Source organism: Pseudomonas sp. E1BtOHC1 (assembly GCF_058744285.1).
In genome coordinates this window covers 1622865-1635000 of sequence record NZ_CP196023.1, presented here as the reverse complement: position 1 = coordinate 1635000, position 12136 = coordinate 1622865, and the positions used below count along the sequence as shown (strand labels likewise).

Below are 12136 nucleotides of genomic sequence, written 5' to 3'. Positions count from 1 at the left end.
GCAACGCTCAGACCACGACCATCCACCACCAGCTGTGCACCGGCAGCGACGCCGTCCTCTACATAACCACTGACCTTGTCGCGAGCCTGGGCAGTCACCAGCGGCCCCATGTCCAGGCCACAGGAAGTGCCGGCACCGATCTTCAGCGCCTTGATCTGCGGTACCAACTTGGTCACAAGGGCGTCCGCTACTTGATCACCCACACATACAGCTACCGAGATCGCCATGCAACGCTCACCACAGGAACCGTAGGCAGCCCCCATCAAAGCGCTGACGGCGTTATCCAGGTCGGCATCGGGCATCAGCACCGCGTGGTTCTTCGCCCCGCCCAGTGCCTGGACGCGTTTGCCGCGCTTGGTGCCTTCGGCATAGATGTACTCGGCAATCGGCGTCGAACCGACAAAGCTCAACGCCTTGACTTCCGGCGCCTCAATCAGTGCATCCACGGCAGTCTTGTCACCGTGCACCACATTCAGTACGCCCTTGGGCAGACCGGCTTCATGCAACAGCTCGGCGATCAACAAGGTCGAGCTTGGATCACGCTCGGAAGGCTTGAGGATGAAGCAGTTGCCGCAAGCGATCGCCAGTGGGTACATCCACAGCGGCACCATTGCCGGGAAGTTGAACGGAGTAATACCGGCCACCACGCCCAACGGCTGGAAGTCGGACCAGGCATCGATGTTCGGACCGACATTGCGACTGTATTCACCCTTGAGGATTTCCGGCGCGGCACAGGCGTACTCGACGTTCTCGATACCGCGCTTCAGTTCACCCGCGGCGTCTTCCAGAGTCTTGCCGTGTTCTTCGCTGATCAGTTGGGCAATGCGCGCCTCGTTCTGCTCCAGCAGTTGTTTGAAGCGGAACATCACCTGGGCACGCTTGGCCGGCGGCGTATTGCGCCAGGCCGGAAAGGCCGATTTGGCGGAGTCAATTGCCTGTTGAATGGTTTCACGGCTTGCCAGCGGGACCTTGTGAATCGCCTTGCCTGTGGACGGGTTGAAGACGTCAGTGCTGCGACCGTTGTCGCTTACCAGCTCGCCGTGGATCAGGTGTTGAATCAGACTCATGCGGGGACTCCTGAAAAAGGGAAGGCGCAGGCGCGAAACACTTCGCGCCCGCTTCTATATAAGAAGGATCGAATCAGTCGAGCTTGTTCAGCACTTCGCCAACCGCATCGAACAGGCGATCGAGGTCCTGTGGCTTGCTATTGAAGGTTGGGCCGAACTGCAGGGTGTCGCCGCCAAAGCGCACGTAGAAACCGGCCTTCCACAAGGCCATACCGGCTTCGAATGGACGCACGATTGCATCACCGTCCCGAGCCGCGATCTGAATCGCACCGGCCAGACCGAAGTTACGGATGTCGATCACGTTCTTCGCACCCTTGATGCCGTGCAACGCATTCTCGAAATGCGGAGCGACGTCAGCCACGCTCTGCACCAGGTTTTCCTTCTGCAGCAGATCCAGTGCCGCCAGGCCCGCCGCACAAGCCACCGGGTGCGCCGAATAGGTGTAGCCGTGGGGGAACTCCACCGCGTACTCAGGCGTCGCCTGATTCATGAAGGTCTGATAGATCTCGGAGCTGGCAATCACCGCGCCCATCGGAATCGCCCCGTTGGTGACCTGCTTGGCCACGCACATCAAATCCGGGGTCACGCCAAAGCTGTCGGCGCCGAACATCGCCCCCGTACGACCGAAACCAGTGATCACTTCGTCGAACACCAACAGGATGCTGTGCTGATCGCAGATCTCCCGCAGACGCTTGAGATAACCCTGTGGCGGCACCAGCACGCCAGCCGAGCCGGCCATCGGCTCGACGAAGACTGCAGCGATATTGGAAGCATCGTGCAACTCGATCAGCTTCAGCAGCTCATCGGCCAGGGCAATACCGCCCTGCTCCGGCATGCCACGGGAAAACGCGTTACTGGCCAGCAACGTATGCGGCAGGTGGTCCACATCCATCATTGCCTGGCCGAACAGCTTACGGTTGCCGTTGACGCCGCCCAGACTGGTGCCGGCGATGTTCACCCCGTGATAGCCACGGGCACGGCCGATCATCTTGGTCTTGGTCGACTGGCCTTTCAGGCGCCAGTAGGCACGCACCATCTTCACTGCGGTATCGGCGCACTCGGAGCCGGAGTCGGTGAAGAACACGTGGTTCAGGTTGCCCGGGGTCAGGTCGGTGATTTTCTCCGCCAGTTGAAACGACAGCGGGTGACCGTATTGGAAGCCAGGAGAGTAATCCAGGGTGCCCAGTTGCTTGGATACCGCTTCCTGGATCTCTTTGCGCGAGTGACCGGCGCCGCAGGTCCACAGACCCGACAGCGAGTCATAGATCTTGCGGCCCTTGTCATCCACCAGCCAGCTGCCTTCGGCGCCGACGATCAGGCGCGGGTCACGCTGGAAGTTACGGTTGGCGGTGTAGGGCATCCAGTGAGCGTCGAGCTTGAGCTGACTGGCCAGGGACTGAGGAGCGGTTTCCGGCATGTTCATGAGCAAAACCTCGCAAGGCAATGAAGCGGCGTAGGAATAAAAGCGTTGTTGCGACTAAGTTGCCACGGCTATAAAGTCGGTGAAATCCAACTTTAATAACCTTCAGTCTGGCATCTACTAAACTATGAGCAGCCGTCGAGCCGACCCACTGGCGCAAGTCAGCGACTTTGATATCCGCCTGCTGCGGATCTTTCGCAGTGTTGTGGAGTGCGGTGGTTTCTCCGCCGCAGAGACCGTGCTCGGCATTGGCCGCTCGGCCATCAGCCAACAGATGAGTGACCTGGAGCAACGGGTCGGCTTGCGCCTGTGCCAGCGCGGACGCGCCGGTTTCTCCCTCACTGAAGAAGGCCGCGAGGTCTATCAGTCGAGCCTGCAACTGCTCAGCGCCCTGGAGAGTTTTCGCACCGAGGTCAACGGCCTGCACCGTCACCTGAGGGGCGAATTGATCATCGGCCTCACCGACAACCTGGTGACCCTGCCCCACATGCGCATCACCCACGCCCTGGCACAATTGAAGGAACGCGGCCCGGACGTACAGATCCAGATCCGCATGATCGCCCCCAACGAAGTCGAACAAGGGGTACTCGATGGTCGCCTGCACGTCGGCGTGGTGCCCCAGGCCAGCGCCCTGTCCGGATTGGAGTATCAGCCGCTGTATGACGAACGTTCGTTGCTGTACTGCGCAGTAGGTCATCCCCTGTTCTACGTGGACGACAAGCAACTGGACGATCAGCGCCTCAATGACCAGGACGCCATTGCCCCGACCTTCCGCCTGCCCGCGGAAATCCAGGCCCACTACCAGGCATTGAACTGCACCGCCAGCGCCTCCGACCGCGAAGGCATGGCCTTCCTGATCCTCACCGGACGCTATATCGGCTATCTCCCTGATCACTACGCCACCCTCTGGGTACAGCAGGGCCGGTTGCGCGCGCTCAAGCCCACATCCCGCTTCTATGACCTGAGCCTGGCATCGGTCACGCGCAAGGGCCGGCGCCCTCACTTGGTGCTGGAAAGCTTCCTGGAGAGCCTGGCGGCGACCCGCTGAGAATCAGCCTGATCAAGATCGGCATCACCGCCCTGCTGATGTACCTGCGGCTGCCGGAGGGTAAAGCCTGCCAAACGACATAAATCCGGCGCCGGAAAACCACAGCCTGAAGGCCCACTGAAGCTTTTGTCGTGCCAAGGCTTGTCTGATCAACCTGGGTGCGCTATCAACGCACAGGTAGCACCCACAGACTTGCTCGGAAACCTCCATGACCTTTGAAGTCCCCGCCCACAGCGCTCCTCACCCCGGCAAACCCGCTAGCCGCATTCGGCAGAAGAATGAAGAGGCCATCATCCAGGCCGCCGAGGACGAGTTCGCCCGTCACGGCTTCAAAGGCACCAGCATGAACACCATCGCGCAGAAGGCCGGACTGCCCAAGGCCAACCTGCACTACTACTTCACCAACAAGCTGGGGCTGTACATCGCAGTGCTGAGCAACATCCTCGAGCTCTGGGACAGCACCTTCAACACCCTCACCGCCGAGGATGACCCGGCCGAGGCCCTGACCCGCTACATCCGCGCCAAGATGGAATTTTCCCGCCGTCAGCCCCAGGCCTCGCGGATCTTCGCCATGGAAATCATCAGTGGCGGCGAATGCCTGAGCGAATACTTCAGCCAGGACTACCGCGCCTGGTTCCAAGGCCGGGCCAATGTATTCCAGGCCTGGATCGACGCCGGCAAGATGGACCCGGTTGACCCAGTGCACTTGATCTTCCTGCTCTGGGGCAGCACCCAGCACTACGCCGACTTCGCCACCCAGATCTGCCGTGTCACCGGGCGCAGCCGCCTGACCAAGCAGGATTTCGAAGAGGCCGGCAACAACCTGATCCGCATCATCCTCAAAGGCTGTGGCCTGACTCCCGCCCAGAAAGACTGACGCTCATGCCCTTTACCCTGGCCGGCCTTTGCGAGTACCGCGAAGAGATTCGCAAAAGCCGCTTCATCACCTTCGCCGCGCCCATCACCAGCGCGGCCGAGGCCCAAGCCTTCATCCAGCAGCACAGCGACCTCAACGCCTCCCACAACTGCTGGGCGTGGAAGCTGGCCGATCAGTACCGCAGCAACGACGACGGCGAGCCCGGCGGCACCGCCGGACGGCCGATCCTCGCGGCCATCGAGGCCCAGGAGTGCGATCAGGTGGCCGTGCTGGTGATCCGCTGGTACGGCGGCATCCAGCTGGGCACCGGTGGCCTGGCCCGGGCATACGGCGGCGGTGCCAACAAATGCCTGCAAGGCGCCGAGCGCATCGCCCTGGTCAACCGCGTACCGCTGCGCTGCGCCTGCAGTTTCAGCGAGCTGGCACTGGTCAAATTGCGGGTCGCAGAACTGGGCGGCTTGCTGGTCGAGGAAGACTTCACCGCCAATGGCGTGGAGTTACAACTGGCCCTGGGCGAAGCGCAGATCGATACCCTGCAACAGCAGTTGGCCGACCTCAGTCGCGGACGCATCCTCTTGCAGCGCTGAACGCACCAACCCGGCCCGAGCACCTTGTGCATAACCCGGCAGAGCCTCCCGCAGTTGCCCACATCTGCTGTGCACCCGACTGTGGATAACCTGAGCACATAGCGCTGTAACCCTTCTGTAACGTGGCTTTGCCGGCTTTGTTCATTTTTTGTCCAAAGTTCCGCCAGTGGACTTTTTTGCAACGTAAAACAGCAAGTTAGAGTGGTTTATCGCGGTTGGAAGGCAAGGCCGCCGGGCTTATGCCCAAGTTCCAGGCTTGCACACAATTACTGTGGAGCAAGCTGTGGATAACCCGTGCAAGGCTGCCCCAGCCGCCGATTGCACAGGGCCTGCAGGCCACTGGTCATTTTTTGCTCAGGTTATCGCGGACAAAAACAGAGCCCTTTCAAACACTTTGCCCCGATGTGGTGCCCGGCATCCGCCTCCTCCGACAGTTCAAGGTGCAGTCCAGGGCGGCGCTTGAGCTTTCCTGACCTACTGGCCAGGAAATTGCTTTATCCACACAAACACCTCCAATCCCCCCGAGCCTGTCATGCCAAATCCCGCTGTGCCCATCGGGCAAACACCGCGCCTGCAACTGCGCAAGATCAGCAAGCGCTATCCCGGTTGCCTGGCCAACGACGCCATCGACCTGTGCATCGCCCCAGGTGAAATCCAGGCCCTGCTCGGCGAGAACGGCGCCGGCAAAAGCACCTTGATGAAGATCATCTATGGGGTGATCCAGGCCGACTCGGGGGAATTGATCTGGCAAGGTCGGCGCCAGCTCATCAGCAGCCCGGCCCAGGCTCGCGGCCTGGGGATCGGCATGGTGTTCCAGCATTTCTCATTGTTCGAAACCCTCAGCGTCGCGCAAAACATCGCCCTGGCCATGGGCGCGGCGGCCGGCACGCCGAGCCAGCTGGAAGGCAAGATCCGCGAAGTGTCCCAGCGCTACGGCATGGCCCTTGAACCCCAGCGCCTGGTGCACAGCCTGTCCATCGGCGAGCGCCAACGAGTGGAGATCGTGCGCTGCCTGATGCAGGACATCCGCCTGTTGATCCTCGACGAACCCACCTCAGTGCTGACCCCACAGGAGGCCGAAGAGCTGTTCATCACCCTGCGCCGGCTGGCTGCCGAGGGCTGCAGCATCCTGTTCATCAGCCACAAGCTCGCCGAAGTCCGCGCCCTGTGCCACAGCGCCACAGTACTGCGGGGCGGCCGGGTGGCCGGGCACTGTCGTCCGGCCGAATGCTCGAACCAGGAACTGGCGCGACTGATGGTGGGTGACGCAGCGGCCCTGCTTGCCGACTACCCCAAGGTCAGCGGCGGCGCCGAATTCCTGCAGATCCGCGAGTTGAGCTGGCACAACCCCGATCCCTTCGGCTGCTCCCTCAAGGCCATCGACCTGAGCCTGCGCAGTGGCGAAATCGTCGGCATCGCCGGGGTCGCCGGCAATGGCCAGGACGAACTGCTGGCCCTGCTCAGCGGCGAGCAACGCCTGACTCCCGGCGAAGCCCAACGCATCTGCCTGGCCGGCCACGCCGTCGGCCATCTATACCCCGATGCCCGACGCCAAAGGGGGCTGGCCTTCGTCCCCGCCGAACGCCTGGGGCAAGGTGCCGTACCGGAACTGAGCCTGGAAGACAACGCGCTGCTCACCGCCTTTCAACAGGGGCTGATACGCAATGGCCTGATTCAAAGAGCCAAGGTCCGCACCCTGGCCGAGACCATCATCCAGCGCTTCGGGGTCAAGGCCGGTGACGCCCAGAGCCCGGCCCGCAGCCTGTCTGGCGGCAATCTGCAGAAATTCATCCTCGGCCGCGAGATCCTCCAGCAACCGCGCTTGCTGATCGCCGCGCACCCGACCTGGGGCGTCGACGTGGGGGCCGCAGCCACTATTCACCGGGCACTGATCGCCCTGCGTGATGCCGGTGCGGCGATCCTGGTGATCTCCGAAGACCTGGATGAGTTGCTGCAGATCAGCGATCGCATTGCCGCCCTCTGCGGCGGTCGTCTCTCGGTGCCCAAAGCCTGTGCCGACACCTCATTGGTCGAAGTCGGCGCCTGGATGGCCGGCCACTTCGAAACCGTCCCTTCTGCCCCCGCCCCGGCGGTCTAACGGAGTCGTCCATGCTGCTTTCACTCGAACCTCGCGGCCGGCAATCGCGCCTGATGCTCTGGTGCTCCCCCCTTCTCGCCGCGCTGCTGACCCTGAGCTGTGGTGCCCTGCTGTTCATGGCCTTGGGACATGACCCGCTGCTGACCCTGCACACCTTGCTGATCGCCCCGGTCAGCGACCTGTACGGCGTCTCGGAACTGCTGGTCAAGGCGCTGCCGATCCTGCTCTGCGCCCTGGGCCTGGCAGTGGCCTACCGGGCCCGCATCTGGAACATTGGCGCCGAAGGCCAACTGCTGCTCGGAGCCCTGGCCGGCAGCGCCCTGGCGGTCAACCTCATCGAGCTGCAAAGTCGCTGGGCGCTGGTGCTGATCCTGTTCGGCGGCACCCTGGCCGGCGGCGCCTGGGCCGGGCTTACCGCCTGGCTGCGCACACGCTTCAACGCCAACGAAATACTCACCAGCATCATGCTCAACTACATCGCACTGAACCTGTTGCTGTACTGCGTGCACGGCCCGTTGAAGGACCCCGCCGGGTTCAACTTTCCCGAGTCGGCCATGCTCGGTGACGCCAGCCGCCTGCCGCTGCTGATGGAGGACGGCCGGGTCCACGCCGGGGTGTATTTCGCCCTGCTGGCCCTGGTGGCGGTCTGGGTGCTGCTGCAGAAAAGCTTTGTCGGTTTCCAGATCAAGGTCCTCGGGCTGGACCCGCGCGCCGCGGGTTTCGTCGGCTTTCGCCAGAAGCGCCTGATCTGGCTGGCGTTGTTGATCAGCGGTGCGCTGGCGGGCTTGGCCGGTGTCTGTGAAGTCACCGGCCCTATTGGCCAGCTGGTGCCACAAGTGTCCCCCGGCTATGGCTACGCGGCGATCACCGTGGCTTTTCTTGGACGCTTGAACCCCATCGGCATCCTGTTCTCCAGCCTGCTGATGGCCTTGCTCTACATCGGTGGCGAAAGCGCGCAGATGAGCCTCAACCTGCCCCAAGCCATCACCCAACTGTTCCAGGGCATGATGCTGTTCTTCCTCCTGGCCTGCGACGTGCTGATTCTCTACCGCCCGCGCCTGAACCTGCGCTGGGCGCGCCGCGACGCCACCGCCACTGCTACCGCCGGAGCCCTGTGATGGATATCGATCTGCTGAGCAATATTCTCTACGCCATGGTGCGCTGCGGTACGCCCTTGCTGCTGGTAGCCCTGGGAGAACTGATCTGTGAAAAAAGCGGCGTCCTCAACCTCGGTCAGGAAGGCATGATGCTGTTCGGCGCGGTGATAGGTTTTATCGTCGCCTTCAACAGCGGCCATTTGTGGCTTGGCGTGCTGCTGGCAATGGCAGCGGGAATGCTGCTCTCGGCGCTGTTTGCCCTGGTGGCCCTGGTGTTCAACGCCAATCAGGTGGCCACGGGCCTGGCCCTGACTATTTTTGGCGTCGGCCTGTCGAGCTTTGTCGGCGCGGCCTGGGTCGGCAAGCCACTGGCCGGGTTCGAGCCGCTGGCGCTGCCATTGCTCAGCGACATCCCGCTGATCGGCCGCATGCTGTTTGCCCAGGATCTGCTGGTGTATTTGTCTTTCGCGCTGTTCGCCGTGGTGGCCTGGATGATTCTCAAGAGCCGGGTCGGCCTGATCATCCAGGCCGTCGGCGAAAATCCCGATGCCGCCAGCGCCATGGGCCTGCCGGTGCTGCGCGTGCGGATGCTCGCGGTGCTGTTCGGCGGGGCCATGGCCGGGCTGGCCGGGGCCTACCTGTCCCTGGCCTACACCCCGATGTGGGCCGAGAACATGAGCGCCGGCCGCGGCTGGATCGCCCTGGCCCTGGTGGTGTTCGCCAGTTGGCGGGTGTGGCGACTATTGCTCGGCGCCTACCTGTTCGGCCTGGCGAGCATCCTGCATCTGGTGGCCCAGGGCCTGGGGCTGGCGATACCGTCCAACCTGCTGGCGATGCTGCCCTATGCCGCCACCATCCTGGTGCTGGTGCTGCTGTCCCGGGATGCCTTGCGCACCCGGCTGTATGCACCAGTCTCCCTGGGCCAGCCGTGGCAGGCGGGGCACTAAATGACCGCCACGGCCTCCGCAGGCGCTGGCTTACCGGCGGAGCCGTTCACCGGCCACAACTGCGCCACGCACCACGCCAGCTCGAAAAACAGAATCACCCCGATCAACGCCGTAGCGCCGTGCATCAGGGCATACACCTGCCAGGTGGCAAACAGGATGCGCCCCACCGCGTCATAACGGCCAAACGCCTGCTGCGGATCACGAATCCGCAGCACCGACCACACGCAGACAATCGAGCCCATCAGGTTGGCCATCAGCAGGTGCATCGGCTCGAACGGCGGCAGGCTACCCGGCAGGTGCAAGGTCAGGGCCGTGTCCTGCATCAGCCCATGCAATGCCATGAAGCTCCAGGGGGTGACAAAGGCCAGCGTCACCAGCAAGTCGTACCAGCCGCTGGCCCGGACCAATGTTCGATACTGTTCGCTCGTCCACATAAATGCTGCTCCATCGATTCAAGGAGCGCGCAGGCTAAAGCCTCGAGTATGCTCCAGGGTCAAGCCCTTTCAAGACCCGCACATGCGCATTGGAGAACTGGCCGAAGCCTGGGCGAGATTGGCAGCAGTGTCGGCGCTCTGTGGCAGAGTGCCGATCCGGATCAGGCCATAACCCGGCTGCTGCATGACAAACTGACCCTGATCGAACCCCGTATCACTGAATTGGGCCACTTGCGCCAGTAGCTGCAACAAAGGCTCGAGCAAGCCTGTCCATTGAATCCGTGATCCTCATTTATCAAGGAACCTCATCATGTCCACGGCAAAAACCGCACTGATCATCGGCGCCTCTCGGGGCCTGGGCCTCGGCCTGGTACAACGCCTGCTGGAGGACGGCTGGCAGGTCACCGCCACCGTGCGCAACCCGCACAAGGCCGAGGCCCTGCAAGCCCTGGGCAAGGTGCAGATCGAACAACTGGACATGGACGATCAGCAAGCGGTGATCGCCCTCAGCCAGAAGCTCAAGGATCAGGTGTTCGACCTGCTGTTCGTCAATGCCGGGGTCAAGGGCCCGGACAACCAACTGCCGGGCCATGCGACTCAGGCCGAAGTCGGCCAGTTGTTCTTCACCAACGCGGTGGCGCCGATCAACCTGGCCCAGCGTTTTGTCGGGCAGATCCGCAAGGACAGCGGCGTACTGGCGTTCATGAGTTCGGTGCTGGGCAGCGTCACTATGCCGGACGCCCCGGAGCTGGCCCTGTACAAAGCCAGCAAGGCCGCACTGAACTCCATGACCAACAGCTTCGTGACCCAGTTGGAACAAAAGCTGACCGTACTCTCCCTGCATCCGGGCTGGGTGAAGACCGACATGGGCGGCGAAGGCGCCGACATCGACGTGCAAACCAGCACCCGTGGGCTGATCGCCCAGGTCAACGCCTACACCGGCAAGGGCGGCCATCACTTCGTCAACTACAAGGGCGAAACCATCCCCTGGTAAACCCCTAACCTCTGCAGCGGCTGCCTCAGGCAGCACTTGCACAGAGCGGCAAAGGCTCTGGATCGGGGGGCAGAATGCAAGCTTTGTCCCCCGGTAAATCTTTCGCTAGACTGCGCACCTCGCCCCTTGCGGCGACCCTGGATCAGCAGACAGGGCAACACTGAGCTGGCTAACCTGAACCCACTTTCAGAGGAGCCGGCAACCATGCCTGCGATCCGTACCTGGTTAAAAAATCCCCTGGCCATCTTCACCGGCAATGCCCTCGACGCCCGTGGCGGCCTGGTCGTGCAAGACGGTTTGATCGTTGAAGTGCTGGGCCTCGGCCAACAGCCTGCGAGCCCTTGCCAACAGGTGTTCGATGCCCGCGAGCACGTACTGCTGCCGGGCCTGATCAACACCCACCATCACTTCTATCAAACCCTGACCCGGGCCTGGGCGCCGGTGGTCAACCAGCCGCTGTTCCCCTGGCTGAAGACCCTGTACCCGATCTGGGCCCGGCTGACCCCGGAAAAACTCGCCCTGGCGACCAAAGTGGCACTGGCCGAACTGCTGCTCTCCGGTTGCACCACCGCCGCCGACCATCACTATCTGTTCCCGGACGGTCTGGAAAATGCCATCGACGTGCAAGTCGAAAGCGTGCGTGAACTGGGCATGCGCGCCATGCTCACCCGCGGCTCGATGAGCCTTGGCGAAAAGGACGGCGGCCTGCCACCACAGCAGACCGTGCAGGAAGGTCAGGTGATTCTCGACGACAGTCAGCGCCTGATTCACCAGTACCACGAGCGTGGCGACGGTGCGCAGATCCAGATCGCCCTGGCGCCGTGCTCGCCGTTCTCGGTGACCCCGGAAATCATGTCGGCCAGCGCCGAGTTGGCGAACACACTCGATGTGCGCCTGCACACTCACCTGGCCGAAACCCTCGACGAAGAAGATTTCTGCCTGCAGCGCTTTGGCCTGCGTACCGTGGATTACCTGGACAGCGTCGGCTGGCTCGGTCCGCGTACCTGGCTGGCCCACGGCATCCACTTCAACCCGGATGAAATTGCCCGCCTGGGCGCTGCCGGCACCGGCATCTGCCATTGTCCGAGTTCGAACATGCGCCTGGCCTCCGGCATCTGCCCCAGTATCGAGCTGACTGATGCAGGGGCGCCGTTTGGCTTGGGCGTGGATGGCTCGGCGTCCAATGATGCGTCGAACATGATCCTCGAAGCGCGCCAGGCGCTGTACATCCAGCGTCTGCGTTATGGCGCCGAGAAGATCACCCCGGAGCGGGTACTGGGCTGGGCAACCCAGGGTTCGGCGAGCCTGCTGGGCCGCACTGACATTGGCGAACTGGCGGTGGGCAAGCAGGCGGACCTGGCGTTGTTCAAGCTCGATGAGCTGCGTTTCTCGGGCAGCCATGATCCGGTTTCGGCGCTGTTGTTGTGCGCTGCGGATCGGGCGGATCGGGTCATGATCGGCGGCAAGTGGCGGGTGATTGATGGGCAAGTCGAAGGGCTGGACCTGAAAAACCTGATCGCCGATCACAGCCAGGCTGCTCGGCAACTGATCGCCGGTACCTGATCCC

12 protein-coding genes (1 of these 12 running past the window's edge) are annotated in these 12136 nt (G+C 62.7%); 8 read left to right on the top strand and 4 right to left on the bottom strand.

Annotated features, from left to right (window positions below):
- Together ACSSVC_RS07485 and aptA are read right to left on the bottom strand one after the other, a co-directional pair.
- A protein-coding gene (locus ACSSVC_RS07485) for a CoA-acylating methylmalonate-semialdehyde dehydrogenase (RefSeq protein WP_346636256.1) crosses the window boundary here: on the bottom strand, positions 1-1067 show its 5' portion. 427 nt of this gene lie to the left of the window's left edge; only the first 1067 of its 1494 coding nucleotides appear in the window; it begins with the start codon at positions 1065-1067; its stop codon lies beyond the left edge, outside the window.
- A gap of 73 nt (positions 1068-1140) precedes the next feature.
- Positions 1141-2490: an omega-aminotransferase AptA gene (aptA, locus tag ACSSVC_RS07480; RefSeq protein ID WP_346636257.1), complete on the bottom strand. Its 1350-nt coding sequence runs from the start codon at positions 2488-2490 to the stop codon at positions 1141-1143.
- Positions 2491-2614: 124 nt separating this feature from the next.
- Here aptA and ACSSVC_RS07475 point away from each other — a divergent pair, with 124 nt between their 5' ends.
- From ACSSVC_RS07475 to ACSSVC_RS07450, 6 genes are all read left to right on the top strand, one after another.
- A complete protein-coding gene (locus ACSSVC_RS07475) occupies positions 2615-3535 on the top strand; it encodes a LysR family transcriptional regulator (protein ID WP_346636258.1) in 921 nt (306 codons plus the stop codon).
- Between the two features lie 208 nt (positions 3536-3743).
- Positions 3744-4412, top strand: coding sequence for a TetR/AcrR family transcriptional regulator (locus ACSSVC_RS07470; RefSeq protein ID WP_123725959.1), 669 nt, complete (start codon positions 3744-3746; stop codon positions 4410-4412).
- A 5-nt stretch (positions 4413-4417) separates the two neighbouring features.
- Complete coding sequence (locus tag ACSSVC_RS07465; protein WP_346636260.1) at positions 4418-4999, top strand: IMPACT family protein; 582 nt, start codon at positions 4418-4420, stop codon at positions 4997-4999.
- A 532-nt stretch (positions 5000-5531) separates the two neighbouring features.
- Positions 5532-7097 carry an ABC transporter ATP-binding protein gene (locus ACSSVC_RS07460; protein ID WP_492612124.1) on the top strand — a complete coding sequence of 522 codons (1566 nt, stop codon included), beginning with the start codon at positions 5532-5534 and terminating at the stop codon, positions 7095-7097.
- An 11-nt stretch (positions 7098-7108) separates the two neighbouring features.
- Positions 7109-8215: an ABC transporter permease gene (locus ACSSVC_RS07455; protein WP_492612123.1), complete on the top strand. Its 1107-nt coding sequence runs from the start codon at positions 7109-7111 to the stop codon at positions 8213-8215.
- Complete coding sequence (locus ACSSVC_RS07450) at positions 8215-9141, top strand: ABC transporter permease (protein WP_346636263.1); 927 nt, start codon at positions 8215-8217, stop codon at positions 9139-9141. Before ACSSVC_RS07455 ends, ACSSVC_RS07450 begins: the two co-directional genes overlap by 1 nt.
- On the opposite strand, the gene ACSSVC_RS07445 is transcribed toward ACSSVC_RS07450, so the two are convergent.
- Both ACSSVC_RS07445 and ACSSVC_RS07440 read right to left on the bottom strand, forming a co-directional pair.
- Complete coding sequence (locus ACSSVC_RS07445) at positions 9138-9575, bottom strand: hypothetical protein (protein ID WP_346636264.1); 438 nt, start codon at positions 9573-9575, stop codon at positions 9138-9140. The genes ACSSVC_RS07450 and ACSSVC_RS07445 overlap by 4 nt on opposite strands.
- A 69-nt stretch (positions 9576-9644) precedes the next feature.
- A complete protein-coding gene (locus ACSSVC_RS07440) occupies positions 9645-9839 on the bottom strand; it encodes a hypothetical protein (protein WP_492612122.1) in 195 nt (64 codons plus the stop codon).
- A gap of 46 nt (positions 9840-9885) precedes the next feature.
- On the opposite strand from ACSSVC_RS07440, the gene ACSSVC_RS07435 reads away from it, so the two are divergent.
- Both ACSSVC_RS07435 and ACSSVC_RS07430 read left to right on the top strand, forming a co-directional pair.
- Positions 9886-10569, top strand: a complete 684-nt coding sequence (locus ACSSVC_RS07435; RefSeq protein WP_346636265.1) for an SDR family oxidoreductase — start codon at positions 9886-9888, stop codon at positions 10567-10569.
- Positions 10570-10773: 204 nt separating this feature from the next.
- Entirely contained in the window at positions 10774-12132 is a 1359-nt protein-coding gene (locus ACSSVC_RS07430) for an 8-oxoguanine deaminase (protein ID WP_404938177.1), read from the top strand.
- Positions 12133-12136 lie beyond the last annotated feature (4 nt).

Bases quoted from the DNA above. Each gene is read 5' to 3' on its own strand.
- ACSSVC_RS07460 (WP_492612124.1), top strand. From the start codon at position 5,532: ATGCCAAATCCCGCTGTGCCCATCGGGCAAACACCGCGCCTGCAACTG.
- ACSSVC_RS07475 (WP_346636258.1), top strand. From the start codon at position 2,615: ATGAGCAGCCGTCGAGCCGACCCACTGGCGCAAGTCAGCGACTTTGAT.
- ACSSVC_RS07435 (WP_346636265.1), top strand. From the start codon at position 9,886: ATGTCCACGGCAAAAACCGCACTGATCATCGGCGCCTCTCGGGGCCTG.
- ACSSVC_RS07470 (WP_123725959.1), top strand. From the start codon at position 3,744: ATGACCTTTGAAGTCCCCGCCCACAGCGCTCCTCACCCCGGCAAACCC.
- ACSSVC_RS07465 (WP_346636260.1), top strand. From the start codon at position 4,418: ATGCCCTTTACCCTGGCCGGCCTTTGCGAGTACCGCGAAGAGATTCGC.
- ACSSVC_RS07455 (WP_492612123.1), top strand. From the start codon at position 7,109: ATGCTGCTTTCACTCGAACCTCGCGGCCGGCAATCGCGCCTGATGCTC.
- ACSSVC_RS07450 (WP_346636263.1), top strand. From the start codon at position 8,215: ATGGATATCGATCTGCTGAGCAATATTCTCTACGCCATGGTGCGCTGC.
- ACSSVC_RS07430 (WP_404938177.1), top strand. From the start codon at position 10,774: ATGCCTGCGATCCGTACCTGGTTAAAAAATCCCCTGGCCATCTTCACC.
- aptA (WP_346636257.1), bottom strand. From the start codon at position 2,490: ATGAACATGCCGGAAACCGCTCCTCAGTCCCTGGCCAGTCAGCTCAAG.
- ACSSVC_RS07445 (WP_346636264.1), bottom strand. From the start codon at position 9,575: ATGTGGACGAGCGAACAGTATCGAACATTGGTCCGGGCCAGCGGCTGG.